Below are 25,611 nucleotides of genomic sequence, written 5' to 3' on the forward strand. Positions count from 1 at the left end.
ATCAAATGGCGGCGAGGCTGGTCCGGGAGTCGATTCACAGTCCGTTCGAGACGCGTTGGGCATCGTTGTCGCCAGTCCGGAATTCCATGGCGCTGAACGGTTGCAGGCTTTTCTGACCTACGTCGTCGAAGAAAGCCTCGCCGGACGCGGCGAGCGTATTCGTGCCAAGACGATTGTCGAAGATGTCTACGAACGCTCACCCGGCAAAGGGCGTGATCCCATGGCGGTTGTCCGCGTGGATGCCGGACGTTTGCGACGGCGCCTGAAGGACTACTATAACGGGTCGGGGGCTGGATCGACGCTGCAGATCCACATCGATGCGGGTGGGTATGCGCCACGTTTCGAACACCTCGATCCGTTTGAGCATGAGCTTCCGCACGCCGCGCCGCCTTCCGCCGACACTCAATTGCGTCGTGTTCTGGTGGTTGCCGGCGGGATTGCAGCCTTGTTCGCACTTGGGTGGTTTGTTGTCGGCCAGACCTTCAATTCTGCGCGCCTCACGAAGGATGAACGTCGAGCCGACGATGTGCGAGAGGCATTGTTCAATACTTCACCGGCCAAACTCCAGGCGGCGAACCTTGCCGAGCAGTCGCGGGCACTGCTGTTTCCCGCATTGGACCCGGAGCGTTTGACGCTGGTGCTGGCATTGTTCAAACGCGCTATCGAACTCGATCCGGACTATTTCGGCGGATATGCCGGAAGTGCACAGACGCTGGCAACACTCGCAATCACATCTCCACCGGGTCCGCATCGCGAAGAATTGGAAGCCCGAGCCGCGCAGCGCGCCGAGCGCGCCTTGGAACTCGGACCTGCCGAGGGGTGGAGTCATTCGGCGTCCGCGCTCGTCGCGATGGCCGGGAAGAACTACGACGCGGCGCTGGCGCAATCGTCCAGAGCGTTGGTCCTGTCTCCTGAGGATGTCTGGGTTCGGAATGTGGACGCCCTTATTGCCCTGTTCAGCGGCGAGTTCGAGCGCGCAATCCAGTCGGCCGAGATCGATGGGCAGCAAGCCAGTATCGGGGACAGGTTTCCCCACCGCAACGTCATCGCATCGGCAAAGTTCCACCTCGGGCACTATGGCGAGGCAATCAAATGGTACAACGAAGCGGCTCGGGAAGGCGACCCGATCAGCGCCATCAGCGTGGCCTATCTCGCTGCTGCGCAACAGCGACTGGGAGAAACCGAAGCGGCAGTCGGAATGCTTGAACTGATGGAGAAGGCTTGGCCCGGTTTCCCGATCGAAACACTGTTTCTGTCGCTCTTCCGAGATAAAGGCCATGCCTTGGAAATCACGTCAGCCTTGGAAGAAGCCGCAAGCGCCCACCGTAGCCCGGCACCGCCGCGTTGATGCGCTCCTGAGCCGACCGCGGACGCCGGTTCGATCGCGCCGGACCGCGGTCGCCCGGGATTGGAAAGGTGGGTGGTCAGTTGCTGAGAACGGCTTGAACGCCATCCTGACATAGCATGCCATTCAGTGCCCAACGCAAATTCAGCAACGATATGGGTCGTCGCCGGTGTCCTTCTATGCAGGACGCCGTCCCCGCCGGGCGACCCTATTCCGGCCAGCGCTCTGCGGCGTAGTCCATTGTCTCGCGCACGTCGAGCGCACGGGTGGAGTTGCCACTTCGAATGAGGAATTCAGCCTTGCCGCCTTGCGTCAGGTAGACAGGCTTCGGCGCCGGTTCGACGATGACGAGGCAGACATCAAGTCCCTCCACTTCGGAGAACACGCTGTGCACATGTGGAGAAACATGACCTCCCAGGAATCGTTTCAGGATGTCCCGCAGCAGCAGTTCGAATCCGTCTCGGTCCTTGGACCGCAAGGTCGCATAATCGCTTTCGAGTCCGTGAATCGCACCCTCATCGGTCACCCCGATCAGCAGGGTGCCGCCCTTCGAGTTAAGAAACCCGGCGATCGTCTTTGCGATGACCATCTCAAGCGCCTTGTTCGGCTGACCCTTCCTGACGTCCCACCGCATGGAAGACTTGAACTCCACCCGCGCGCTTTCGCCTCCCGCGATCAGGTCGGGGATGGAGTCGCCGACGACTTCCGACAGCACCCGGAGATCGGCCTCCCGTCTGATCTGGGCCCGGGCGATGAGGCCGAAGCCCCAGCCCATCGCGGCGCCGATGGCCGCAAAGGCAAGACCCATGCCGATGTTCGACGGCTCGGTCAGTTTGTTGGCGTGGTTCAACATGAACTGGCCATAACCGTCCACGCCATCGACAGATCGGGAGAACTCGATCCAGACCAGCGACAACACCAGTGGATGAAGCACCAGGAAGCCGAAGACGGCGCCGAGCAGGGCAAGACCGGGCACAAACCACGCGCCGGCGGGGCGCGTGCCGGGACCGAGGATCGATTGCAGGAACGGCATGTGTGTTTATCCCAGAGACGTTGCAGCTCACGAGAGTCGACCTGCAACCAAGAAAGGAGCCCGTCAACCGGCATTCGCGATACAGTCCAAGCGCTGACGCCTGGGTCCCCTTCCCGCGAGGGAATAGCAACCCCAGAGCTCGTCCATCTCATCACGAGAGCCGGGATCCGGGACGCGGCAACGCGGCCTTGGATTCCCGCCTCGATGCCCCGAGTAGGTCGTTCACGTCCATCCAGTTCGTGCAACAATTGCAGCACCCTAGCACCACGACTGGCAGTTTGGCGCAAGAAACGGACTGTGCTGAAGAGTGTGAGCGCGCTGCTTTCGAACTCGTTGCCACGCCGCAGGCACCTGTCGTTCGAGCGCGCCAACCACGTTGCCATTCGCCGTGATCGCGCATTCGTCCCGTTCGGGTGTGTCGTATATCGGTGAATGGTGAAGCGCGGCAGTTGAACCAACTGCGAGCCGGAGACAGGCCGTCAGGAAAGCCCACATTCGTTTCGACGGGTGCGGGGTATCTCTGGTGCGTACCTTGCGGCCTGGCCAACAGCGTTCGCTCCTGTCGAGGTTGCTCGTTCCTAGGCCTCTGCTGCGCTCTCGAATGCGGGCAAGCTTGCCTCGATCATCTCGGCGGTGCCCGTGAGGCATATCCGGAAGTCGCTTGGCCGGTCGAACAAGGTCCCCGGCATCACGAAAACACCCTTGCGCGCAAGTTCTTCGGCAAAGGCAACCGAATCCCCGCTCGGCGCCCGCCCCCAAAGGTAGAACGTGCCAGCCGGCTTGGTGAGTTCATAGCCCCATTGCGTCAGCGCACCGTGTATCCGGTCGCGTTTAGCCTCCAGCGCAGCCACGTCGATTGACAGTTTCTCAAGGTCGCGGATCGCGTATTGCAGCGGCGCGTCGGGGAAAGCCCAGCCCTCTGACACCTGTGTCGTTGTTGCGTAGGACTGGATCGCTTCGCGCTCATCTGCGGGCATCTGCGGCGAAATCGCCAGGTAGCCGATCCTCAGACCCGGGGCGAGCAGTATCTTCCCGTAGCTGTAGTCAATCAGCGTGCGTGGATAGACGGCCGCGGGGCTTGTGAAATCCACGCCGTCGAACCTGATCCGACGATAAGGTTCGTCCGACAGGATGAAGATCGGATGGCCGATCTCACGGGATTTGGTCTCGAGCAGATCGGCGAGTTCGGCCAGCCGCTCACGGCTGTAAATCACGCCGGTCGGATTATGCGGCGTGTTGACGATGACAATCTTCGTACGAGGCGTGATTGCCTCCGCGATCGCACCGATGTCGAGGTCGAATGTCCCCTCCGCCAGGGGAGCAGGAACGGCGCGGGCACCGCGCGCAGCCAGCATCGTGCTGTAGCAGAACCACCCCGGTAGCGGAATGATGCACTCGTCGCCGGGGTCGAGGAGCATCGAAAACGCGAGCGCGATTGCGCCAAAGGCGCCTGCCGTCATTGCGATGTCCTCGGGGGTGAACGCGAGCCCGAGTTCTTGGCTCAACGCTTCGGCAACCGCCGCGCGAGGTTCTTCCTCGTTCGATTTGTACGCGAACCAATCAACAGATTTGGGTTCGACCCGGTGCTTGAGAGAAGAAACAAGGCCAGGAAGCGGCATTTCGTGCGGATTTCCAAACGTCAGATCCGCAAGCACATCCTCGTCCGGAATGTCGGAGCGATAGCTGGCGAAAAAGTCGAAAACGGTGCGGATCTCCTCCGAGGCGAGCCGGGAGCGCTGCGAAACCATGGCCATCGTCGTCTCCTGTGTGTCGTCACAAAGGTAAACGCGGCTTCGCCATTACAACAGGAAATTCTCCCCATGGGCAAAGTTGCCCTGCCAAGACGATAGACGATAATCTCTCGCGGTCTGAAGAATGGGTCACCCCGATGTGGCGCCTCGAACGGCCCGCCGACGCAACTTGCATTCCATGGAGCAACGGCCCGAGGGCCCCGTCGCGATACTACCCGTCAATTGACGAACTGAGCCCATCAATGTCGGTGATTGTTACCTTCCCGTAGCCAAGGCGAATGAGGTTCTTGCCTTCAAGAAACTTGAGGTGAGGAGACACCTTCGACGGCGCGAGGTTGGCAAGGTCTGAGAGCTCCTGTTGCGTTATGCTGATTGTTCGCGTTGTCGCCGAACGTTGCAGAACGCCTCGATGACCACCAAGACGCAGCAGGGTCGCGGCAATCCGCTGGCGTCCGGTGCGCAGTGCAAGGTCGTTCGCGGCCGACATGGCGAGAAGCTGGTTCATCGATGCCAGACGCGCGAGGGCTTCCCACAATTCGGGGTGTCGATTGGCGAGGGCACGGAATCTCGCGTAGAGAATCCGAACAAGCGTGGTCTCACCGGAGCTACGCATCTCCACCAGGCCCGGAAGGCTCAAAACGGGTTCGGACTCGCCCAGCCAGGCGCCGGCATGATGGATATGACCGAGTATCGTCTCGAGTTCATTCAAAGTGACCATGACCCGGACCTGCCCGCTGATGACGCCCCAGAGGCAGGTCTGTTCGGCGTCCTGCGCATAGACAACTGACTTGTCGGCGAACGAAACCTCGTCGCCCAAGGCGGCGAACTCTCCGAGGACGCGGTCCGACACGCCCTGCAACCAGGCGGCGGCGAAGACATCGTTCAACGGAGGATTCACCATTTCACTCCAATTGCCCCCTTTGGGAAAGTCTGACCGACCAAGCTGCGTTACCCTACGACACTACACACGCGCGACGAGATTATCCAAACCACTGTCGAACAACGACAAAAGCGAGAGAATTTGCAGGGGGGACACTCCATGAAGATCTGTCGGCCGTCGACCAACGTGACGTTTTCGCTGGCTTGCATGGCCCTGTTTGCCATCGCCGGCTCCGCCAATGCGCAGGACGCGCCGCCGCCGATCCCGGGCGAGCGGGCCTATTCACCCTACCTCCAGCGGGACTATCCCAATCGCGTGCTCTTCGGCGACACGCACCTGCACACCTCCTATTCCCCGGATGCCGGAATGATCGGCAACAACCTGGGGCCGGAGGAGGCGTTTCGGTTTGCCAAGGGAGAGACGGTGACCTCCTCCATGGGGGTGCCCGTCCGTCTCGTCCGCCCGCTGGACTGGCTCGTGATCTCCGACCACGCCGAGGGGCTCGGCGTGGCGCCAATGCTGAAACGGGACGATCCAGCGGTGCTCGATACAGAGTTCGGTCGAACGCTGCATGGCTATGTGCAGGACGGCTCGGCCGAGGCAGCCGGCGCGGCGTGGAACCTGTGGGCCGGCTCCCGGTTCGAGGGGACGAACCCCTATTCGAACAACCCGGATTTCTCACGCGGCCCCTGGGAAGAGACGATCGACGCGGCCGACGCGGCGAACGAACCCGGTCTGTTTTCGGCGATCATCGGGTTCGAATGGTCCTCGACGCCCAATGGAAACAACATGCATCGCGTGGTCGTTTACCGTGATGGCAAGGATGTCGCGAACGCGCGCGTCCCGTTGTCGGCGGACAATGGCGTGAATCCAGAAGACCTCTGGGATTGGATGGCGGCGCTGGAAGCGGAAACGGGCGGGCGGGTTCTGGCCATCCCTCACAACGGCAACCTGTCGAACGGGCTGATGTTCGATGACACCCGCTACGCTTCGGATGAGCCGATAGACACGGACTATGCCGAACGGCGTGCGCGGTTCGAGCCGCTCTACGAAGTCACCCAGATGAAGGGCGACGGCGAGGCGCACCCGATGCTGTCCCCCGACGATCCTTTCGCGGATTTCGAGACATGGGACAGCGCCAATTTCGGTGACGGCGTGAAGACGCCGGAGATGTTGCCAAAGGAATATGCCCGCCCGGCCTTGCGGCGTGGCCTGGCCTATCAGGCGGACCTGGGCGTGAACCCGTTCAAGTTCGGGATGATCGGGTCGACCGACGCGCATACGTCGCTCGCGACGACACGCGAAGACAATTTCTTTGGAAAGGTCGCGCAGCTTGAACCGACAGCGGACCCGGTCCGCTTCGAAGAGATCATTGCCGGAAGACTGGGGGCTCCCGAGAACGCGATAGCGGCCTGGCAAACCTCCGCGTCGGGCCTTGCTGCCGTTTGGGCACGCGAAAACACCCGGGGGGCGATCTTCGACGCGATGATGCGCAGGGAGGTCTATGCCACCACCGGCACGCGCATCCGGGTACGGGTATTCGCGGGCTACAACTTCGAGGCATCGGACCTGCCCCGCTCCGATTTCGCGGCGTATGGGTACGAGAACGGGGTGCCGATGGGGGCGGATCTCCCGGCCGGCGAGGGCCGCGCGCCGCGCTTCCTTGTGCGTGCGCTCCGGGATCCTGACGGTGCCAATCTCGACCGGGTTCAGATCGTCAAGGGTTGGCTCAACGCCGACGGCACCACGGCCGAGCGCGTCTACGACATTGCCTGCGGAGGCCGCGAACTGCTGGACGACGCCTGCGACGGCGTGGTTGGCAATACCGTCGATGCCGAGGAGGCCAGCTTCACCAACGCTATCGGGCAGGCGATCCTCGCTGGCCACTGGGAAGACCCGGATTTCGATCCGTCCCAGAGCGCATTCTACTACGTTCGAGTCCTCGAAATTCCGACGCCACGCTGGACAACCTTCGACCGCAAGGTGTTCGGCGCCGAACTTCCCGAGGGCGCACCTGTCTCCATACAGGAACGCGCCTATACCTCTCCGATCTGGTACACGCCGAGGTGAGGCCGGACGGTGCGGGTACCCCTCGGTCCGCGCCCCCCATACACTTCGTGTTCGCGCCGCCGGAAACCTCCTCACACATGGCTGGCCGCTTCGAACCCCTTGCCGGACTACGAGACATCGACAGGAGACTGGACATTGCAATTCATCGCCCGAAACCCTGTTGCCCCGTGCCTCGCGGCAGTGTTTTCCGTCGTCCTCTGCCAACAGGCGCAGGCCGTGGAGGGAGGCATCGGAGCCTATTTTCTTGGCTCGCGCGACACCCTTCCGGCCATCGTTCCGCCGCCGGGCACCTACCTCTCTTTCATCTATGACCGGCTCGAAGGCAGCGTGGAAGGGCTGTCGGTCGGCGGCCTACCCATTCGGGCCGACGCGAACGTCTCGGTCGATCTCTATCGGCTGAGCTTCACGCAGGTTTTCGATGCCGAGCTGATGGGAGGCACGCCGGCCCTCAACGTCGCAATCCCGCTGCCCGCCTCGGAGATCGCCTTCCAGGCGGTTACCGGCCCGCTCGCCGGAACGGATATCGACGACACATCCTTCGGTGTCGGCGATACCGGCATTACCGGCCTTGTCGGCTGGCACGACGGCAACATGCACTACAACGCCGGCCTGACGGTTTTTGCGCCGACCGGCTCCTACGACACGGCTTCCGTCGATGTCGGACGCCGGTCGGTCGACATCCTGTCGAACGGAAAGAACGTCTGGAGTTTCATGCCGTCTGCCGGTGCGACCTATTTCAACCCTGAGTCGGGCGTCGAGGTCTCCGGCGTGGCAAGCCTGCTGTTCAGCACGAAGAACGAGGCGACCGATTATCAGACCGCCCCGGCCCTTCAGCTTGAGGGCGCGATCATGCAGCGACTGGGATCGGGATGGGGCTTTGGCGTCGCGGGGTATACCTACCAGCAACTCGGCGACGATAGCGGCTCCGGCGCCGATGCGTTGCGAACGGCGCTCGGGGCAAGCAGCCTCGAGGCGCGCGTCAGCGGCGCCGGGCCGGTCCTGACCTACAGCGGCGGGAGGCTTTTCGGCGGCGATCTGTCCCTGAAGGTCAAGTACACGTCGGAGTTCGGCGCAAAACGGCGATTGGAGAGCGATGTTTTCACGTTCAATCTGTCGTTGGCGTATTGAACAGGCGGAAAATGTCTCGCCTATCCACGTGGCGTCGAACTTTGGCAGTGTTGACACAAGAGGCTGAAGGCGGGCATCCATCGAGCCCGGCATGAGCCTCGGCCAAGGGCCTATCGCGTCGATCCGGTTTGTGCCCCGCAGGCAGCACCGCAGATTGAGCATGCGTCAGGTGTGTTCTGATCGCGAAACTGGCCTCCAAATCGCTCTTGATACGTTGGCGCCCGCCAACCGGGCGGCCTTCAGCCGCAAATCGGAAGTACACGAGGCGGCTGCTCCGGCAAGGACCGCCTCCATTGGTTGATGACCGGTTGGAGAGTTCTTTTCGGCCAGAACTTGGGAGAACCGATTGCCTTGAGGCATGTGTCGTTCCAGTAGAGCCCGGCTTGCGACAGGGATGTCCCGGACGTAACGGCATTTGCAACGGCGCTGATGTCCCTCGACTCGGGATAGATGTACAGCGTCGTCGGGTTGCCCTCGACCTGCGCGAGAATGGCCTTGGACTCGGCGGGGGACCAGGTTGTGCAGCCGTTGCTGCGGCCGCCTGTGTAGTTCACCAGCGTACCGTACGGGACATACCCATCCTTGTCGGCGTGCGGGCTCTGCGGATTCCTGAACCGGCATTGCTGTTTCAGGAAGACAGCCTGATGGCCGCCAATGGCCCGCTCCCGAGCATTCCTTGTATCGCCTTCCCCGTCGAACAACAGGAAGGTGCGATAGAACGGGGTGCGCCGGCCCGAATGGCTGTAATACCCCTTGAACGAGGTTCTCGTTTCGGCCGTCACATAGGCGCCGCCCATTGTCAGTTTGGAACCCTCTGCGTTGCTGAAGTTCCTCGCGCACTGCCGACCATTCGCGAAATTCGCGCGTTTCAGGTTCCGCCCGTTGCCGTAGCCCGACGAAACAGCAACGAACTTTTTTGACGTCTCGCAGATGACATAGAACCGGCGTCCCGGGTTGCCGCTGGGCGAAACGCTCGGGCGCGTCGCATCCATGGCAAGGTAGCACGGGTTCCGAACGCCCCCCCTGCGCACCTTGTCCCGATAGAGCTCACGTGCTCTTTGCAGGACGACGGGCGCGATCTGGCCATCGCCGGGTCCGACGTGCTTTTGCAGCCAGGTCGGGATCTCCGAGGTTTGCGACGCCGCCTTCTGTGGAACTGTACTCACCAACGACGCACAGATCGCAATGACGACGAAAAGTCGGTGTGAATGCAACTGCAACTGGTGGTTCTCCTGCCCGATCATCCTCGGCAAGAGCATACCACATCCCGCCAAAACGACCTGCACCCAAAGGATCGCGGTGAACCGATGTGGCAGAATAGCAAGACCGGATTCGGCGGGGTGCCGACCCGACCCTCCTCTCGCCGTGAGTGAGAAAGCCCGTCCCTTGTGATCGCAACGAACCTGCAAATGGGGCATGAGGCGGGCGTTCGCCTCAGGTGCTACCTTGAACGTAGGCGTCGCACGTGGAGCATTTTTGACGCGCCATTTGCCCGGTTTCGCTGCGCGATCAAGGTGCAGTCAGCCGGCCACGGCACGCGTCCGCTCTCCCGCCTTCGATTTCGAAGGTCCCATGGTGCGCGCTACCGGGGCAGGAGTTCTCTGGCGCGAACATGCCGCCGGATGAAGTCGACAAGCAGGCGAATGCGAAGCGGCACGACGCTGCCGCCGGCATAGACGATATGCAATGGAATGGCCGGCGGAGACCATTCGGGCAGCAGGCGCACAAGGTCTCCTGTCGCGAGGTGATGGCCCATCACCCATTCCGGCATGAGAACGACACCGGCCCCCAAAGCCGCGAACTCGACGAGCGTGTCGCCCTGGTCAGCCGTCAGGTTTCCCGAGACCGGGATATCCAGAACGGACCCGCGTCTGGAAAAACGCCACGTTTGGGACGCCTTCATCCGGCCGAAGGTCAGGCAGTTGTGCTGCGCCAGATCCTCCGGGCTGATGAGTTTCGGCGCCTTTTCAAGGTATGCGGGCGCAGCGGCAAGGGTGAGGGGATTGGACGACAGTCGCGAAGCGATCAGGGTCGAATCTTGCAGATGGCTCGCTCGGATGGCCACGTCGATGGCGTCTCCCACAATATCGAGATGCTGCTCGGTCAGGAAGGAGACCACCTCGATCCGGGGGTACTCCCTTAGGAACTCGACAAGCAGCGGCGCGATGACCATCCGTGACAACACGGGCGACATCGAGAGGCGGATATTGCCGGCTGGCGTTCCTGCATCCGCCTGAAGCTGCGCGTCACCAGCATCCAAGTCCCGCAACACGCGCTGGCAATTCTCCAGGTACGTCTCGCCAAGCGTCGTCAACGTGACCTGCCGGGCATTCCGGCGCAGAAGCTGCACGCCAAGGTGCTTTTCCAGCGCCGCAACGCGCTTGCTGATCGTTCCCTGCGCCAACCGCTCCAGTTTCGCAGCCTCCTGGAAGCTCCCGGATTGGGCAACCCGGACGAACGAACGCATCGCAAGCAGTTGATCCATATTATGAATTCCATTTTAGAATTTTCATTATTCTCTTGAGAGCATTGGCCAGTCATGAAGATTGTGCAAGGTTTCTCTCGACCGATCAGCGGTCCACACCCGAAACCGACCTCCGTAGCAACGCCTTTAGGACCGACCGTCCCGAGGTGCCGGGGCGGCTTTGCCCGTTACGGCTGCGAGGAACATTGCTTGAGAAAGGCACCAAATGGCGGCGCTGTCCGACAAACTTGCCGATCTGTCTGTCCGTGTTGGCGACATCGAGGCCCGCACCGAGGCGTTCTGCTCCGAGAGCCAGGCCAAGCGCGCCGATAAACTCGACGAGATGAAGTCTGTCGCGGAGGGACAGGAATCAGACCTGCATGTGCTGGCGCACTCGCCCAAAGACAAAGTCACGACGGCCTGGGCACAATCAAATCGGTCGATGCAGCTCCGCGCCCAGACGGTTCGGACGCTGATTGGCGAACGGAAGGACGCTGTGGACGCAGAGCGCGCCGTCCTGCGTGCCAAACGATCGGAGCGCAATGCCGCACTGGCCCTCGACCACGCGCTTGCCGCGGTGGCGGAGGCGGAACTTGCCGTTGCCGAGGCCCTGGATGCGCGCCTTCGAGCGGCTGATCTTGTTGCGGATGAAGGCTGAGGTCAGCGAGGCGATGATCATGTACCGAATTGCACTCTCGCGCCATGCACCGAATGGGTCACTTGGACAGCAGAAGTTGCAAGCGCAATTCGCGCAGGCGCGCGCGGTCACCGTTGGAGAGTTCCGAGAAGATATCGCGCTCACTGACCGTATAGGCCACGAACAGGCGCGTCCGGTTTTCGAGGTCGTCGCCTGCGTGGCCAAGCTGGGCGAACAACCCGCGGATAAGATCGATCCGGTAGTTCATTTCCGCACGCCAGATGCGCCGGACGCGCGGGTCCTGGCGGGCCCATTGGCGAATGGCGGCGTCGTAGCGGCTCAGATCCTCGCGGTCGACGATCTCGGCGATCAGGGCGAGACGCTCGACTGGAGACTTTCCAGCGATATCAGTCTCTTGCAGAGCCGGGAGTTCGTCGAGCGCGCGCCAGTGATCCAGCAGCGCGTTATGCAGATCGGCCCTGTCGCGGAAATGGTAGTAGAAGCCGCTCTTGGCAACCCCAAGCTCGGCCGAGAGCCGCTCGACACGCACGGCCTCGATCCCGCCGATCCTGAGAAGCTTCAACGCAGCGTCCAGCCAGCCTTGCTTGCTGACCCTCGACCGGGAGCGCGCGGGCACGGGTTTGATCTGCGTCATGGCTGCTTTGATAGAGAACTCGCAATGTGAGAGCAACTATACGCTACCGTACATAACGATGGACGCATGCGTATACTTTCGATCCCGGGAGGATCGAAGCGGAGGGGAGGAAAATCATGAAGGATCACGTCGCCATTGCCGCGGTATTCCTGGCCTGCTCGGCCAGTCTGGCCGCGGCGCAGACCATTCAGCACGACACCGAGCATTACGTACTTCTGTCGCAACATAGCGAGGCCTGGTCGGCGGAGGATGCGGAGATCGACATCAGGCTGGCCGAGCTGCGCGACGCCAACGGCGGTAAGCCGCCCAACATCGTTTACGTGCTGATCGACGATATGGGCTTCGGCGAGTTCGGCATGCCGGAGCTCAACAAGATCCGTGGTGGCCGGACGCCCAATCTCGACGCCTTCGCCGAAGAGGCAATGGCGTTCACCCGCTTCTACGCCGAGAATATCTGCACGCCGACGCGGGTCTCCTTCATGACCGGCCGCTACGCGGTGCGCACCGGCATGGAGCTCACCAAAGTGACCCCGCCGGAGGGCGTGGGCCTAGCCGGGGACGAGGTCACGATTGCCGAGCTGCTGTCGGATGCGGGTTACACAACCCACCATGTCGGCAAGTGGCATATGGGCGATATCAAGGAATCCTACCCGATCAGCCAGGGCTTCGACTGGGCCTCCTTCCCGATGCACAACCAGGTCTCCTACAGCTTCCTGACCCGCGATGCTGAGATCCAGAGCCGGACGACCTCGTTTACGCCCGAAGGGATCGACCCCGACTACGCGCTCGACAAGAGCTTCCGGCTCTATGACTGGGTGACCCAGGTCGAGGGGGAGAAAGGCGGCATGCTCACCGAATGGGGCATCGAGCCCGGCGAGCGCCCCGACATGAACATGTACATGGAAGTGAACGAGCGCTTCCAGGAACAGGCATTGGACTCGCTGCGGTCGCTGGCCGCCGAGGAGAAACCCTTCTTCTTGAACTACTGGCCGCAGATCCCGGTCGCGATCCTGGCCGCCCTGCCGGAGAACCGCTGCCTCAACGCCAATTGCGGCCGCTGGGCCAATGGCATGACCATCGTCGACTCTTATATCGGCGAACTTCTCGACGAGATCGATGCGCTTGGCATTGCCGACAACACCATCGTCATGGTGATGGGAGACAATGGCCCGATGAAGCAGGAGATCCCGGATTCCGGTTACTCGGAATGGCTCTTCCGCGGCACCAAGGGCTCCGCGCTCGAAGGCGGCCACCGCGTCGGCGCCTTCCTGCGATGGCCGGGCGTGATCGAGGGCGGGTCGATTGCAGGCGACATGGTCTTTGTCGGCGACCTATACACCACCTTTGCCCGCATCGCCGGAAACATGGAGGGCATCCCGACCGACCGCGTGGTGGATGGCGTCGATCAGACCGCCCTGCTGGTGAATGGCGATACCCACGGCCGTCGCGACTACATCCACCTCTACGAGGTCAACAAGCTCGCCGCCACGGTCAAGCAGAACATGAAGATCCGCTGGCCCGGTCCCGGTGTGAACCCCTCGCTCGCCAAGGTCTACAACCTCTACTGGGACCCGCGCGAGGAGCACCCGCTCAAGCGCGAGGGCGTCTGGACCGGCACCCCCTTCTCCCGGATGCTCACCCAGCATCTGCGGCTGAAGGACAAGTATCCGGACCGCAAGCCAGCGACCGGCATGCCCTATGAGGATGTCGAGAATATCCGCCCGGAAACCGTCGAAATGCTGGAGCTCTGGCAGCAGACCTATGGCGACGCGCGCGACGTGATCCTTGGCATTGAATCCGCCGGAAACTGAGGCGCGCACCGGCGGGGCGGCGAACCGGCCCCGCCGAACGCGGCCTTCAAGACAATCAAATGAAATGGGGAGGAATACATGAAATATCCATTTGGACCAATTTTGGCCGCGGCGGCTGCGGCCTCGCTATCGACCGCCGCCTTTGCCATCGAACCGGACGGACCACAGCTCGACCACGCGCAGCGCAATGCCGAGGCCTGGGCGGCCGAAGATGCCGAGATTGACGCAAGGCTCGCGGAGCTGGAGGCACGCTTCGGCAAGAAGCCGAACATCATCTACATCCTGACCGACGATATCGGTTGGGGCGAGCTGGGCTGGCAGGGCGGCGGCAAGCATCGCGGCACGCCGTCGGACGTGCTCGACGCGATGGCCTTCGAGGGTATGCGCTTCTGGTCCTCCTATGCCGAGCCCTCTTGCACACCCACACGCATCGCCATCAACACCGGCCGCCACCCGGTGCGCACCGGTTTGCTGACCGTGCTCTGGCCGGGCCAGGTCGACGGCCTGTCGCCGGAAGAGGTGACGACGGCGGAAATCCTGTCAGAGGTTGGCTACAACACCGCGATGTGGGGCAAATGGCACTTGGGTGACCTGCCCGAGCACGCCCCGGAAAACCAGGGCTATGACTACGCCTACTACGGTCTCTTCAACGGCGCGCCTGACTACTGGCAGGCGTCGTTCGAAGATCCCAGCGGAACCTTCCCCTTCGCCGATTTCCCCGGCTACGAAACATACGAGGCGAACACCGGGATTGACCTTTCCGTCGCCGGCTATGTCGGTCGCAAAGGCGAAGGGCGCACACCGATAGAGGGTGTTGCCGGTGAGTTGTCGCCAGAACGGCAAGAAGCCTTTGAAAACGAGTCCATCGCCCAGATCACACAATACGTGAAGGATCACGCCGAGGACGAGAACCCGTTCTTCATCTACTGGGCTTCCTACGCGTTACAGATCGCCGCGAGCCAGGAATTCCTCGACGCGCCGGGCGTGGACAAGAACAACCGGCAGGCCTCTTTCATGGCACTGCACAACAAGCATGTCGGCCAACTCCTCGACACGCTGAAGGAGGCGGGAATCGCCGAGAACACGCTGGTCGTCTGGATCAGCGACAACGGCCCGATGTACGCCTTCTGGCCCACCGCCGGATACACGCTTCTGCAGGGCGCCAAGGGCGACGTGCTCGAAGGCGGCGTGCGGGTGCCGGCCATGGCCTGGTGGCCCGGCATGATCGAGCCGATGCAGGACCCGGCGGACCTACTCCATGTGACCGACCTCTTCACCACCGCCGCCCGCCTTGGCGGCGCGTTGGACAAGATCCCGAACGACCGGATCACCGATGGCGTGGACCAGACGGCGTTGCTCCTGAACGGCGAGGGCCACGGCCGGCGCAACTTCATGGCACATTACAGCGGCGATGTGCTGGGCGCCTTCCGCTATGGCGATTTCAAGATCCACATCACCGAAGGGCATGGCGGCCTGCCGGGCATGGATTTCTTCAATGTCATGCGCGACCCGGGCGAGAAATACGGTGCGCTCTATCCCGGCCTTTGGGTGGTCCAGCCGATGCAACAGCTCCTCGGCCAGCACTATGGCCGCTCCCAGCAATTCCCGCACCGTGCGCCGATGACGCCTGAAGAAGCGCGCCTGAAGGCACAGGGTCACTAGGCCAGGAACGGATCGCACATGACCACTCGATTTGCATCTGCAGCCTGCGCGATCGCCCTGATCGCGTGGGCAGGCACAGCCAGCGCCGAGCCCTTCGCGCTGACCGGCCATGACGACAGCCAGTGGCGCTTCGTCTTCACGCCCTATGCCTTCATCCCGGCCGGAACGCATGGCACCTCGACTGTCGACGGCAGTTCCGTGGATCTCGACCTTGGCCTTGAAGACGCGCTTGACGCGCTCAACCTGGCGCTGTCGGGGCGGTTCGAAGCTTGGCGCGGCGATTGGGGCCTGCTCTTCGACGGCAATTACGTCAGCCTTGGGGGGGAAGACTCCGCCGGGCTCCCGGGGCCGGGCGGCGGGTCGCTCGATGTCGAGGTCGATATCGAACAATACTGGCTGACCTTCCTCGGCGCCTATCGCGCCGTGAACACCACCTATGGCGATGCCGGGCGCCGCTTCGCCTTGGATCTGCAGGGCGGGCTTCGCTACAACTCTCTGAAGCAAGAAGTCGATATCGACACGCCCGGCCCCTCAACCAAACTGGGCGGCACGGAAACCTGGTGGGAACCGGTGATCGGCGCGCGTGGCGTCTGGGAACTCAACGACAACTGGGCCGCGGCCATTGTCGCCGATTTCGGCGGTTTCGGCGTGGGCGGCGACGATCTGCAGGTCATCGCGACAGCCGGCTTCGACTGGCGTCCCGAGCGATGGCAGAACACCTCGATCAAGTTCGGCTACCGCTACTACAGTCTCGACTATGAGACCGATGGTGGCGACTTCGCCTACGACGTCACGCAGCACGGCCCCTATCTCGGGGTGACGTTCCGCTGGCAATAGAGCGACCACGTATCGCCCGGGCGTTCACCGCGCGGGCGACATCTGTGACGGCTCTAGCCTGCGTGGCACGCTCCACCTGCCCGAAGTCAGGGACAGCGCGGCTTTGCCGCCGTCACGTCCGATTCCCGCCGCCGGAGAACGTGCGGTGACGCAAGAAGGCAGTGGCCCGAAGGTGTGAGCCTGTGCGGCTTCTACGACAACACGACAGACGGGCAGCGCGCCGCCGAAACCGGCCGCGCATCCAGCCACGTGGCACCCCTTGGAAGCGGCCCCCTGCCCTCCCCTATTCCGAGGCCCCGATGAAAACGCCTCTCACTTCCCTTAACCTTGGTGAGACTCGCCGCATGCGAATTTGCCTTTACAAGGAAACGTTCAAGCGCGGAGGCATGGCTCTTTTGGGTCCAGACCATCTCGCTGCCCCAATCGGACAGCTCAAGCGGCACCGGGTGAACGTCGCACCCTGCCTGTCGCGTGAACTCCGCGACGCTCACCGGCGCCGTCGCCATCAGATCCGTCGCCGCGATGATCTGAGGCAACGGTACTGCCCGCGAAACTCTGCCATACCTGAACGAGGGCCGGACGCGCCCGGACGCGCGTCAAGCGACGCTTGCGACCTGTTTCTCCTGTTCTTCGATCTCCCTGAGAATACGGGAATGCTTGACCTTCGGATCGAGCTCCGGGTCGGTCACATGGGCGAGCATCGAACGGACGGACTCTGCCAATCCGGCGTCTTCTGCGACGGCCAGCCCATGCTGCACGAACGGCCGAAGATAGGTCATGCCGGTGAGGATTGCCATCTGCTGGTAAGGCTTGAGCAACTCGTCCATCGAAAAACTGTTGTAGCCGCCGGCGTGGTAGCTGTCCGCCGGTCCGCCGGTCGAGACGAGAATCAGGAATTCGCGGCCCGCGAGACGGTCGCCGCCGGGACCATAGGCAAAGCCGAAGCTCAGCACCTGGTCCATCCACGCCTTCAGCACGGGCGGGGCGGAATACCAGTAGAACGGGAACTGGAAGACGATGCGGTCGTGGGCCAGCAGCAGCGCCTGTTCGGCCTCCACGTCAAAGCGCATGGTCTCGCCGCCGGTTGCGGTCAGGTCGCGGGTGGTGATCTCGCCGGTCTCCGACAGCGCGTCGAACCACAGCCGGTTGATGCGGGAATTGTCGAGGTCGGGATGAGCCGTCAGGACAAGGGTTTTCATACGGTTTCGTCCTCTTGAATGGGTTCTGCCTTGTTGTGAGTGATGTTCGGGCTGCCGTCGGGCCGCATCTCGCAGGCCCATGTCTCGCGGACGCGGGCGTCGATCTTGCCACCGACCTTCAGCTCGCCGCGAAAGCGCGCGGTGAAGCGGGCCGTGCCATCGGCCACCTCCCCTTCGGAGATGTCGTGAATACAGCGCGGCGCGACGGTGCCGGCATACCGGGCTCGGAACCGGTCGTGGCCGGAAAGGCTGCGGACGGCATCCTCCATGTTCCACTCCACCTCGGGATCGAGGTTGGCGAGGAAGACCGCCGCCGGGACCAGCTGGTCGAGGTTGCGGAACCAGCCGTCGATAAACTCGTGCATGTCGGTGGCCGATGTCATTGTCTCACCAGTCGATGGGTTCGCGGTCACGGAAGAATCCTCCCGTTGGCCCGTCGTCGGGAAGCGTCGCCAGCCAGAGCGCGGTGTCCGCGCCTTGCTCGGGCGAACGGGTCGCGCCCGCGCCGCCCATCGCGGTCCGAACCCAGCCGGGGCACATGGCGTTGACCTTCACGGAGCTCGGCAGGGAGCGCGCGGCGGAAACGGTGAGCGCATTGAGCGCCGCCTTGGCCACGCCATAGGCACCCGGCCCGCCCACACCCTCGGAAAATGCGCCCCACCCCGAGGAGACATTGACGATGCGGCCGAAGCCCTGCGCGACCATATGCGGCGTCAGGTGGTGCATCAGCAGGTAGGGTCCGTGGACCATGACGGCCATCGAGTCGGAGAAGTCCTGCTTGTCCTGCAGCACGGACCCGGAGCCGAGGATGCCGGCATTATTGACGAGGATATCGACCTCACCAGCCACCTCGACGGCCCTGGCGATGCTGGCGGGGTCGGCGACATCCAGGTCCAGGGCGGTCGCACCGATCCGGTGCGCGGCATCCTTCCCGGCAGCGGGGTTCCGGCTGCCCAGCAGGACGTCATGCCCCCGGTCGGCAAGCCCCTTGGCAATGGCGAAGCCAATTCCACGATTGGCCCCGGTGACGAGTGCGCGTTTCATGGCTACCCCCTCACGCTGCCGTGCGGCTCTGGGCCAAGGCCGGCAGATCCGTGTTGCCGCTCTGGAACTTGAACAAGAGGGTCAGCGCGGTGAGCTTCCATCCGGACGCATCCCGCACCAGCCCGATCTCGTAGCTGCCCTGAACACGCCAGAGCGGGCCACCCTCGGCCCCATCGATGAAATGGCTGGCCGTGATGTAGGTACGGACGTCGGCCCTATCGCCCACGGCCTCGATATCGAGCGGTCCAAGTTGGTGATGGGTGGCATCGAACCCCGGCAGGAGGCCCCTCCAGCGGGCGAGAATGTCGGACGGTTTCAGGTCCGCGCCCGGCCCGGCGCCGATACTCGAGTAGTCGAGGTGAAACGGATCGGTCATCAGCGCCTCCGCGACGGACCAGTCGCGGCTGTCCACGGCTGCGAAGTAGCGCAGGACGACATTGGTGAGTGCTTGGATCATTGCGAGCCTCAGGCGTTCAGGAAATCGGACACGGCATCAGCAGCGGCGGTGACGACATCGTTGCGGTCATAGAAATCGAACTGCGTGACGTCCTCGCCCAGCCACAGCTTCTCTAGGGGCGCCCGGGTACGGGCCTCGTAGGCGTCGGCCCCGGCAGGCAGCGCGATGGAGGGCGAGCCGACCATCAAGAGCGGCTTGGTGAGCCGGTCGGCAGAGGCCTGCGCGTCATAGGTCAGCCAGGGCTTCCAGCTCGCCACCGAAAACGTGTTGTCGTAGGCGGGGATCAGCCCCCGGTCTGCCTCGGTGTAGTAGGGCGCCTGGTACATCACGGAGGTCTCATCCGTGGCGCTTGCCCCAAGCATCACGCTATCGGCGGCGCCCTCGGCCTCGCTCGCGGCGATCAGGCTCGCGACCGTCTTCGGCCCACCATAGATGCTCTCGGCCATCGCGGCGTCGTGCAGCCAGGGCGCGACCAGAGCGACTTTCTGCAGGGCGTCGCTGTCTGCCACGGCGGCGGCCATGTAACCGGAGGAAGCGCAGACACCGAGCCCGGAGATGTGGGTCCCGTCCACCTCGTCCAACGACGCGAGGAAAACCGCGGCGGCCTCAATGTCGGCCGTCTTGACCGCGGGATCCTCGACGAAGCGCGGCGTGCCCTCGCTCTCGCCCCATCCGGTGAAGTCGAAGGCCAGCGCCGCCTGGCCTCGGGCCGCCAGTTCGCGAGCATAGGTGCCGGCCATCTGCTCCTTCACAGTGGTCCAGGCGCCGGTGACGATGACGGCCGGTAGCGGGCCGGCGGCATCGGCTGGCGTGTAGAGCGTACCTTTCAGGGTGTTGCCACTGCTGTCGAATTTGACAGCGCGGGAAGTGACGCGTTCGGGTGCAGGGGTGTTTTGCAGGTTGATGCGCTTCATGTCTCGGTTCCTTTCTCGTCCAACGTTTCGTCACTGTTGCGAAGAACCTATGCCCCCTTGCCCCGTGCGATAATTGCCCCCGTTTCAAACTCTCTCATGCATGGTATCGAATAATCAAAGTAATCATCAGACCGAACCGCCCATGCGCCTGCCACTCGCCACACTCGAAATCTTCAACGCCATCGCAACGCAGGGCAGCATGCGAGCGGCGGCCGATGCGCTTGGCATCAAGCCTTCGACCGTTAGCCACCAGCTGAAATCGCTGGAAGATCAACTCGGCACGGCGCTCTTCATCCGGACCACCCGCTCTGTCAGCCTGACCGAGGCCGGGCGGGCGCTTCTGCGCGGCGCCAGTCCGGCCTTCGAGCAACTCACCGACGCCGTGGAAAGCGCTCGCACCACCGGCCATGCCGCCCGCGGCTCGCTGAAACTCGCCATGCCGGAGTTTGCCTATCATCAACTCATCGGAAGGACGCTTCCATCCTTTCGGGATGCCTACCCGGAGATCGAGGTGGAGCTCTCCCTCACCGATGCGCTCTCCGACATCCTCGACGAAGGCCTCCACGCCGGCTTCCGCCTCGGCAACCTCGTGGCGCAGGACATGGTTGCCGTCCGCCTGACCGACCCACTGCCGATCGCCACATTCGCGGCTCCCGACTATCTTGTCCGCAAAGGCACCCCAAAGCGTCCCGAAGACCTGCTTGACCACGAGTGCATCCGCTATCGCTTCGCCAGTTCCGGCCGTTTCGCGGCCTGGAACTTCGTCGGTCACGAAGGCGAGTTCCAGGTCGATGTCTCAGGCCACCTGATCGTCAACACCCTGCCGATCGCCGTTGACACCGCCGTCCAGGGAGGAGGGCTGATCCAGATCTTCCGAGACTACGCCGCGAGCGAGATCGCCACCGGGTCATTGGTTGAAGTCCTGACCGATCATCAGCCCACCACCCCCGGCCTCTACATCTACTTCCCCCGCGAATATCGCTCCATGATGCCTCTCCGGCTCTTCATCGAGCACCTCAAGGCCACGGCGCGCGGATAGCGTCCACCCCCTGCGGCTCTCCGTTTCCACCGCAATGGGGCATCGACCTATCCGGACCAATGCCCGCTCCGCCCCTGCGGATCTGTCCGACGCGCGAATGCAGCAAATGGTGAAGGCGCACGGGCAGCAACCGCTCGGCGCCGTTCAGGGTTCAATGCCGACGTTCCCGATTGCACCCCGAAAGCAAACGCACGCCCGCCAACGCTGGGCCAGCGCTGCGGGAGGGGCTGGCGGATGTGCGGCCGGCATCGCAAGAAGCTGGTTCGTGGATGTAAAACACGCCGCCATCCACCCATCGCCGGAGCGCCTCGCGGTCACGCCCCGGAACCGGTCGCTTTGGTCCTTCCGGCGGTCTGCGCGCGTTTCGTCGGCCAGCCGGTGCAGGCCGTGGACGTCGGCTGCTGTGCCCGCGTGGCACCTGTCCCGCCGCTTGGTGCCTAGCGCCCGTCAACCACCGCCAATTCGGGGCGGGCGCCGTCCCTGGCGCCAGCGCCAATGTCGCCTTTTCTCCGGTGCGCCAATGTGCATTTCGGCGTGCCGTTGTCACCGTTCGCAGCGCCTTCGAAAAGCCTGCGCTGAGCGTCTCCCCAGAAGCGGATATCGCAAGCGTCGATCTTCGCACGGAGGCGGGACATCCGCGTTGTGCGTTCCTCGATGTTCATTTCCAGCGCCTGGGCAATCGCCATGTCCATGTTGCGGTGAGAGAACGGATTGGTGGGAATCGCGGCATCGAGTTCCACCGCGGCACCGGCGAACTCCGACAACACGAGAACCCCATCGCCTTCCACCCGGGACGCAACGAATTCCTTGCACACGAGGTTCATACCGTCGGCGATGGGCGTGATCCAAGCCACGTCGGCGGCGCGGTAATACGCGATGAGTTCATCGAAAGGCACCGCGCGCGAGATCAACACGACCGGTTGCCAATCGAACCGTCCAAAGCGGCCATTGATGCGGCCAGCGACCTGTTCGATCTCGCTCTGAATCTCGGCATAGGCCTCCATGTTGCGATTGGCGCTCACGGACACATGCATCAGGCGCACCTTACCGCGCAGGTCGGGGCGGGATTCGAGCAGTCGCTCATAGCTTTCGAGCTGCTGGACCCCACCCTTTGTGTAGTCGGTTCGGCCGACGGAGAGCACGAGTTGCGCCTCGCCGAGTTCATCCCGGATCGCGGCCATCTGGTTGCGCGTCTCAATACTGTGGGCGCAGGTATCGATATAGGCGACGTCAACGCCAACGGGCGTGGCGGCAATCGTGACCTCGTGGCCGTCATGGATCAGCCCGGTCACCATCGAGCGCTCCGTCAGTGCGGTGCCCTCGTTGATCAGCGCCTCATCCACGGTCACCCGGCCCGTTCTGCTCACATCGAACAGGCTGTGTGCGACCTGAACGAAATTCGAGGCATAGCGTGGAATATGGAAACCCACGATATCGCAGGCGAGCAGGCTCTCGACGATCTCGCGCCGCCAGGGAAGCACGTTGAACAGGTCCGCCGATGGGAACGGCGTATGGTGGAAGAAGGAGATCTTCACATCCGGGCGCAGCTTGCGGAGATAGCCCGGGACAAGCCAGAGATTGTAGTCATGGACCCAGACAACGGCACCCTCCGCAGCCTCGCTGGCCGCTGCCTCCGCGAAAGCCCGGTTCACCTCCTGGAAGTTTGGCCAGTCGACAGGGTCGTAGTTGTAGCGTTCGCGGAAGCTGTGCAGGATCGGCCAGAACGCCTCCTTTGACGTAACGTGGTAGAAGCCCCGCACCTGCTCGGGCGTCAACGGCAGGCGCGAGACCGTGTAGCAGCCGAAATCGTCGTCGATCTCGATCCGCCGGTCGAAGCCGGGGTTTGCCGCATCCTCCGCCTGTTTCCAGGCGATCCAGGCGCCGTGCTCAACCTCGCCGAAGAACGACCGCAACGTCGGAACGATCCCGTTGGGGCTGGAGTTCTCGCGCAGCCGGATGGTGCCGTCGTCGGCCTCGACCTCTTCGTAGGGTTGCCGGTGGTACACGATCACCAGATCGGATTTCCTGGACGTCGCCTCGGGGATTTCGAGTGTCTTGGGAGACATGGTTTTCCTTGCAATTGGTAGTGATTTCAGAACGGTGCAGGCCACTTGACCTGTCAATGCAGGTCGAAGGCCGCGATGGCCTCCTGGATCCCGGCGGCCCCGACGCCAGCCGCGGCATGCACATGCGGCAGCTGCGCCACCCTGTCGAGCAGCGCGACCTCGGACCCGCCCACCGCGACCGCGGGCAGCCCAAGCGTCAGCATCGAGAGGTCGTTGAGCGTGTCCCCGGCGGCAAGCACGCGTTCATCCGCCAGCCCGAGATGGTCGATCAAGCGCCGCAGCGACGGCCCCTTCGAGACACCGGGCGGCAGAACGTCGAAGTAGCGGTCATCAGAGACAAGCACCTCCAAGCCAAGGCCCTCGACCTTCGCACGCGCGCTCGGCCGGATCGCTTGGGGATCCATGTCGTAGCTAACCCGGTGCCGGAACCCTGTGGGCTGCAATCTTAGGCCCGGCTCATCGGCCAGCATTTCCCGCACCATTGCGCCACTGTCGTTCCAGGCGCGGGTGATCTGCGCCTCCAGGGCACGGATCGGAGCGATCTCGCCCGCCGGTGTGATCTCCGCGATCGTGGTTCCCACGTCGCCAATCACGAAGTCCGGCCAAGGCACTTTCGCCGAGAAACAGAGGTCCCGGATGAACGCGGGATCGCGCCCCGTGACGAAGACGAGCCCGATGGTTTCCCTGCTGGACTCGATCCAGCGATAGAGCGACTGGCGGTCGCCGAACGTGCCGCCCAGGAAGGTCCCGTCGAGGTCGGTCGCAAGGACGAAGCGGCGGCTGGCGAGAGGCGCCGGATGCAGCCTCGGCAAAACGCGGGTGGTCGTCTTTATCGAGAAGGTCGTTTGTTCGGTCATTCGGTTCATGGTGTCCTTTGGAATGTGGTTTGAGCGTGACGGGTCAGGCGTCACGCAATACGGCGCGCGAGTCCGGTGACGGCATCGGCGTGGGCGGGGTGATCGAGCGCGATGGCGAGTGTCCGTGGCTCGCCCTCGATGGGCGAGGACCAAAGCCGCGCAAAGGCGAGACCGAGGTCGTCTCCTTCGTGCAGGATCGCGCGTACGGTCTCGCAAATCGGCATCCGGACACGCATGCGATGCGCGAGCTGGGTCACCGAGAGCGCATTCAGCTCGCCCTCGACGACAACCGCGCGGCCGTCGAAACACGCGGTCCGAGGTTTCCCCGCCCCAAGCTGCATGCCGAGCGCCATGTTGCGCGAGGTCGGCGAGGAGCAGGTGAGCGACAGATCACCGATACCGGCAAGCCCGGTGACGGTCTCGCGCCGCCCGCCAAGCGCCTCGGCCAGCGCCTTCATTTCGTCCACCCCGCGGGTGATCAGCGCCGCGCGGGTGTTCTCGGCGAACCCCGCGCCCGTCATCATCCCGCAGGCGATGGCGATCACGTTCTTCACCGCGCCGCCAATCTCCACGCCAATCGGATCGTCGGAAAGATAGGCACGGAAACTCTCGGTGGAGACCGAGACCGCGAGGCGCGCAGCCGGCGACGCGGCAGGCGCCAGCCGGTCCTGATGGGTGAAGGGGAAGGCGACGGTCGCTGCCGTCGGATGCCCGAGCGCCGCTTCCCGCGCGAATGTCGGTCCGGAGAGGACGCCGCAGGGGCGGACGCCCAACTCCGCCTCGGCAACCTGGGTCATCATCAGACCGGTCTCTGCCTCCACGCCCTTGGCGCAGAGCGCGACCGGGGTTTCCGCGTCGAGGTGACGTGCAGCCTCGGCACAGACCTCGCGGATCGACCGCGACGGCGTGACCAGCAGCACCGCCTCCGCCCCGTCGAGCGCCTGTTGCATGCTGGTCGTCGCATCTATCCCGGCCGGAAGGGGAACGTCGGGCAGGTACGTGGCATTGCGCTGGCGGGTGGCCACGGCGGACATGGCCTCAACGTCGCGCCCCCAAAGGGAAACATGCGTGCCAGCCCGCTTGGCCAGCGCAGCGAGGGCGGTGCCCCAGCTGCCGGCGCCAAGCACGGCAAGCTTCTCATAGGGTTTGGCCCGCAGCGGAAGCCGCTCGGGCAACGGGATGAATTGGGTCATGGGATACTAGTCTCTCGGTTGGGAGGGGTGTCCGGTCAGATCCTGGGGGGCACTACGTCGTGCCCGCACGACGGTGCCCGGGTCGGGGCACGCGCGGCAGTCGGGTGGCACTGGGTCGGCAATGACCGGACCGGGAAACGACGTTGACCCCGCAACGGGCAGTCTTGAACGCGAAGGCATCAGCTCCTTTTCCGCACGCATCTGCGTGCCATTGGTGACGAGAACCCGACCGGCGCAACGATGCGAACGGTTCCGGCACCGGCGGCGGAAGCCCGCCGTGCGCGGAAACGTGGCCCCGGTTCGGGCATTCCCCCCGCCGACAACGCGTCGTGCGAGGCAGATATGGGAAATGAGCCCCGAGCCAATCCCACGCGCTGGCGATGCCGGCGCCGGATTGGCCATGGTCGCCACCCTAAGGTGGCGCCTCCCCGCCAGGCGATGCTGGCATTGACATGGGGCCAGGCCCAACCACGTCCCCGCCGTGTGGCGCGGGGCGGTTGACAGGACGAGCTACATCCTGGCTCGTCCGAACGTGTGATCGGCACACCACCGTTTCAAACCGAACGGTG

General features: G+C 63.5%; 23 protein-coding genes. 8 read left to right on the forward strand and 15 right to left on the reverse strand.

From position 1 onward, the window contains the following. The first annotated feature begins 55 nt into the window (after window positions 1–55). Window positions 56–1,348, forward strand: a complete 1,293-nt coding sequence (locus ARC39_RS09135; RefSeq protein WP_068113412.1) for a tetratricopeptide repeat protein — start codon at window positions 56–58, stop codon at window positions 1,346–1,348. Window positions 1,349–1,553: 205 nt separating this feature from the next. Here ARC39_RS09135 and ARC39_RS09140 read toward each other — a convergent pair whose 3' ends face one another. The 3 genes from ARC39_RS09140 to ARC39_RS09150 form a co-directional block, all read right to left on the reverse strand. Next, window positions 1,554–2,378 (reverse strand): AlbA family DNA-binding domain-containing protein, encoded by an 825-nt coding sequence (locus ARC39_RS09140; RefSeq protein ID WP_068113415.1) that lies wholly within the window; start codon window positions 2,376–2,378, stop codon window positions 1,554–1,556. 578 nt (window positions 2,379–2,956) lie between these two features. Then, window positions 2,957–4,132: an aminotransferase class I/II-fold pyridoxal phosphate-dependent enzyme gene (locus ARC39_RS09145; protein ID WP_068113418.1), complete on the reverse strand. Its 1,176-nt coding sequence runs from the start codon at window positions 4,130–4,132 to the stop codon at window positions 2,957–2,959. A gap of 208 nt (window positions 4,133–4,340) precedes the next feature. Next, entirely contained in the window at window positions 4,341–5,030 is a 690-nt protein-coding gene (locus ARC39_RS09150) for a Crp/Fnr family transcriptional regulator (protein WP_068113421.1), read from the reverse strand. 138 nt (window positions 5,031–5,168) lie between these two features. Here ARC39_RS09150 and ARC39_RS09155 point away from each other — a divergent pair, with 138 nt between their 5' ends. Beyond that, on the forward strand, window positions 5,169–7,079 hold the full coding sequence (locus ARC39_RS09155) for a DUF3604 domain-containing protein (RefSeq protein ID WP_236545195.1): 1,911 nt from the start codon (window positions 5,169–5,171) through the stop codon (window positions 7,077–7,079). 135 nt (window positions 7,080–7,214) lie between these two features. Beyond that, window positions 7,215–8,207, forward strand: a complete 993-nt coding sequence (locus ARC39_RS09160) for a SphA family protein (protein ID WP_068113424.1) — start codon at window positions 7,215–7,217, stop codon at window positions 8,205–8,207. Between the two features lie 239 nt (window positions 8,208–8,446). Here ARC39_RS09160 and ARC39_RS09165 read toward each other — a convergent pair whose 3' ends face one another. Both ARC39_RS09165 and ARC39_RS09170 read right to left on the reverse strand, forming a co-directional pair. Continuing rightward, window positions 8,447–9,466, reverse strand: a complete 1,020-nt coding sequence (locus tag ARC39_RS09165; RefSeq protein ID WP_236545198.1) for a murein L,D-transpeptidase catalytic domain family protein — start codon at window positions 9,464–9,466, stop codon at window positions 8,447–8,449. Window positions 9,467–9,789: 323 nt separating this feature from the next. Then, window positions 9,790–10,692 carry a LysR family transcriptional regulator gene (locus tag ARC39_RS09170; protein WP_068113427.1) on the reverse strand — a complete coding sequence of 301 codons (903 nt, stop codon included), beginning with the start codon at window positions 10,690–10,692 and terminating at the stop codon, window positions 9,790–9,792. A gap of 205 nt (window positions 10,693–10,897) precedes the next feature. Here ARC39_RS09170 and ARC39_RS09175 point away from each other — a divergent pair, with 205 nt between their 5' ends. Next, the gene (locus ARC39_RS09175) at window positions 10,898–11,329 is read left to right on the forward strand and encodes a hypothetical protein (RefSeq protein WP_068113430.1); all 432 of its coding nucleotides are present in this window, start codon (window positions 10,898–10,900) and stop codon (window positions 11,327–11,329) included. Between the two features lie 58 nt (window positions 11,330–11,387). Here ARC39_RS09175 and ARC39_RS09180 read toward each other — a convergent pair whose 3' ends face one another. Then, window positions 11,388–11,963: a TetR/AcrR family transcriptional regulator gene (locus ARC39_RS09180; protein ID WP_068113433.1), complete on the reverse strand. Its 576-nt coding sequence runs from the start codon at window positions 11,961–11,963 to the stop codon at window positions 11,388–11,390. 116 nt (window positions 11,964–12,079) lie between these two features. Here ARC39_RS09180 and ARC39_RS09185 point away from each other — a divergent pair, with 116 nt between their 5' ends. From ARC39_RS09185 to ARC39_RS09195, 3 genes are all read left to right on the forward strand, one after another. Continuing rightward, window positions 12,080–13,774, forward strand: coding sequence for a sulfatase-like hydrolase/transferase (locus ARC39_RS09185; RefSeq protein ID WP_068113437.1), 1,695 nt, complete (start codon window positions 12,080–12,082; stop codon window positions 13,772–13,774). 78 nt (window positions 13,775–13,852) lie between these two features. After that, window positions 13,853–15,436: a sulfatase-like hydrolase/transferase gene (locus ARC39_RS09190; protein ID WP_068113440.1), complete on the forward strand. Its 1,584-nt coding sequence runs from the start codon at window positions 13,853–13,855 to the stop codon at window positions 15,434–15,436. Between the two features lie 18 nt (window positions 15,437–15,454). After that, on the forward strand, window positions 15,455–16,273 hold the full coding sequence (locus ARC39_RS09195) for a hypothetical protein (RefSeq protein ID WP_068113443.1): 819 nt from the start codon (window positions 15,455–15,457) through the stop codon (window positions 16,271–16,273). 191 nt (window positions 16,274–16,464) lie between these two features. Here ARC39_RS09195 and ARC39_RS09200 read toward each other — a convergent pair whose 3' ends face one another. From ARC39_RS09200 to ARC39_RS09225, 6 genes are read right to left on the reverse strand one after another with little or no spacing between them, the layout of a single operon-like run. After that, entirely contained in the window at window positions 16,465–16,809 is a 345-nt protein-coding gene (locus ARC39_RS09200; RefSeq protein ID WP_068113446.1) for a type 2 periplasmic-binding domain-containing protein, read from the reverse strand. Window positions 16,810–16,869: 60 nt separating this feature from the next. Continuing rightward, window positions 16,870–17,472 (reverse strand): NAD(P)H-dependent oxidoreductase, encoded by a 603-nt coding sequence (locus tag ARC39_RS09205; RefSeq protein WP_068113451.1) that lies wholly within the window; start codon window positions 17,470–17,472, stop codon window positions 16,870–16,872. Next, entirely contained in the window at window positions 17,469–17,855 is a 387-nt protein-coding gene (locus ARC39_RS09210; protein ID WP_068113454.1) for a hypothetical protein, read from the reverse strand. The genes ARC39_RS09205 and ARC39_RS09210 overlap by 4 nt, the downstream gene beginning before the upstream one ends. A 4-nt stretch (window positions 17,856–17,859) precedes the next feature. Beyond that, complete coding sequence (locus tag ARC39_RS09215; RefSeq protein ID WP_068113457.1) at window positions 17,860–18,516, reverse strand: SDR family NAD(P)-dependent oxidoreductase; 657 nt, start codon at window positions 18,514–18,516, stop codon at window positions 17,860–17,862. Window positions 18,517–18,526: 10 nt separating this feature from the next. Continuing rightward, the gene (locus ARC39_RS09220) at window positions 18,527–18,973 is read right to left on the reverse strand and encodes a nuclear transport factor 2 family protein (RefSeq protein ID WP_078059172.1); all 447 of its coding nucleotides are present in this window, start codon (window positions 18,971–18,973) and stop codon (window positions 18,527–18,529) included. An 8-nt stretch (window positions 18,974–18,981) separates the two neighbouring features. Next, window positions 18,982–19,887, reverse strand: coding sequence for an alpha/beta hydrolase (locus ARC39_RS09225; protein WP_068113459.1), 906 nt, complete (start codon window positions 19,885–19,887; stop codon window positions 18,982–18,984). A gap of 142 nt (window positions 19,888–20,029) precedes the next feature. Between ARC39_RS09225 and ARC39_RS09230 the strand changes: the two genes are divergently transcribed. Next, the gene (locus tag ARC39_RS09230) at window positions 20,030–20,926 is read left to right on the forward strand and encodes a LysR family transcriptional regulator (RefSeq protein WP_068113465.1); all 897 of its coding nucleotides are present in this window, start codon (window positions 20,030–20,032) and stop codon (window positions 20,924–20,926) included. Window positions 20,927–21,363: 437 nt separating this feature from the next. On the opposite strand, the gene ggpS is transcribed toward ARC39_RS09230, so the two are convergent. The 3 genes from ggpS to ARC39_RS09245 are packed head-to-tail and all read right to left on the reverse strand — an operon-like array spanning window position 21,364 to window position 25,042. Beyond that, on the reverse strand, window positions 21,364–22,992 hold the full coding sequence (ggpS, locus tag ARC39_RS09235) for a glucosylglycerol-phosphate synthase (protein ID WP_078059173.1): 1,629 nt from the start codon (window positions 22,990–22,992) through the stop codon (window positions 21,364–21,366). Between the two features lie 53 nt (window positions 22,993–23,045). Then, complete coding sequence (locus ARC39_RS09240; RefSeq protein WP_078059205.1) at window positions 23,046–23,849, reverse strand: HAD family hydrolase; 804 nt, start codon at window positions 23,847–23,849, stop codon at window positions 23,046–23,048. A gap of 50 nt (window positions 23,850–23,899) precedes the next feature. After that, window positions 23,900–25,042, reverse strand: coding sequence for an NAD(P)H-dependent glycerol-3-phosphate dehydrogenase (locus ARC39_RS09245; protein ID WP_078059174.1), 1,143 nt, complete (start codon window positions 25,040–25,042; stop codon window positions 23,900–23,902). Window positions 25,043–25,611 lie beyond the last annotated feature (569 nt).

The sequence above is a fragment of the Tropicimonas marinistellae genome, from assembly GCF_001509585.1.
In the GTDB taxonomy this organism is placed as follows: Bacteria; Pseudomonadota; Alphaproteobacteria; order Rhodobacterales; family Rhodobacteraceae; genus Tropicimonas; species Tropicimonas marinistellae.

Coding starts and splice junctions, on each gene's coding strand:
- ARC39_RS09225 (WP_068113459.1), bottom strand. CDS start 19,887: ATGAAGCGCATCAACCTGCAAAACACCCCTGCACCCGAACGCGTCACT.
- ARC39_RS09245 (WP_078059174.1), bottom strand. CDS start 25,042: ATGACCCAATTCATCCCGTTGCCCGAGCGGCTTCCGCTGCGGGCCAAA.
- ARC39_RS09150 (WP_068113421.1), bottom strand. CDS start 5,030: ATGGTGAATCCTCCGTTGAACGATGTCTTCGCCGCCGCCTGGTTGCAG.
- ARC39_RS09185 (WP_068113437.1), top strand. CDS start 12,080: ATGAAGGATCACGTCGCCATTGCCGCGGTATTCCTGGCCTGCTCGGCC.
- ARC39_RS09175 (WP_068113430.1), top strand. CDS start 10,898: ATGGCGGCGCTGTCCGACAAACTTGCCGATCTGTCTGTCCGTGTTGGC.
- ARC39_RS09195 (WP_068113443.1), top strand. CDS start 15,455: ATGACCACTCGATTTGCATCTGCAGCCTGCGCGATCGCCCTGATCGCG.
- ARC39_RS09215 (WP_068113457.1), bottom strand. CDS start 18,516: ATGAAACGCGCACTCGTCACCGGGGCCAATCGTGGAATTGGCTTCGCC.
- ARC39_RS09220 (WP_078059172.1), bottom strand. CDS start 18,973: ATGATCCAAGCACTCACCAATGTCGTCCTGCGCTACTTCGCAGCCGTG.
- ARC39_RS09155 (WP_236545195.1), top strand. CDS start 5,169: ATGAAGATCTGTCGGCCGTCGACCAACGTGACGTTTTCGCTGGCTTGC.
- ARC39_RS09180 (WP_068113433.1), bottom strand. CDS start 11,963: ATGACGCAGATCAAACCCGTGCCCGCGCGCTCCCGGTCGAGGGTCAGC.
- ARC39_RS09145 (WP_068113418.1), bottom strand. CDS start 4,132: ATGGCCATGGTTTCGCAGCGCTCCCGGCTCGCCTCGGAGGAGATCCGC.
- ARC39_RS09190 (WP_068113440.1), top strand. CDS start 13,853: ATGAAATATCCATTTGGACCAATTTTGGCCGCGGCGGCTGCGGCCTCG.
- ggpS (WP_078059173.1), bottom strand. CDS start 22,992: ATGTCTCCCAAGACACTCGAAATCCCCGAGGCGACGTCCAGGAAATCC.
- ARC39_RS09230 (WP_068113465.1), top strand. CDS start 20,030: ATGCGCCTGCCACTCGCCACACTCGAAATCTTCAACGCCATCGCAACG.
- ARC39_RS09210 (WP_068113454.1), bottom strand. CDS start 17,855: ATGACATCGGCCACCGACATGCACGAGTTTATCGACGGCTGGTTCCGC.
- ARC39_RS09165 (WP_236545198.1), bottom strand. CDS start 9,466: ATGCTCTTGCCGAGGATGATCGGGCAGGAGAACCACCAGTTGCAGTTG.
- ARC39_RS09240 (WP_078059205.1), bottom strand. CDS start 23,849: ATGACCGAACAAACGACCTTCTCGATAAAGACGACCACCCGCGTTTTG.
- ARC39_RS09205 (WP_068113451.1), bottom strand. CDS start 17,472: ATGAAAACCCTTGTCCTGACGGCTCATCCCGACCTCGACAATTCCCGC.
- ARC39_RS09140 (WP_068113415.1), bottom strand. CDS start 2,378: ATGCCGTTCCTGCAATCGATCCTCGGTCCCGGCACGCGCCCCGCCGGC.
- ARC39_RS09170 (WP_068113427.1), bottom strand. CDS start 10,692: ATGGATCAACTGCTTGCGATGCGTTCGTTCGTCCGGGTTGCCCAATCC.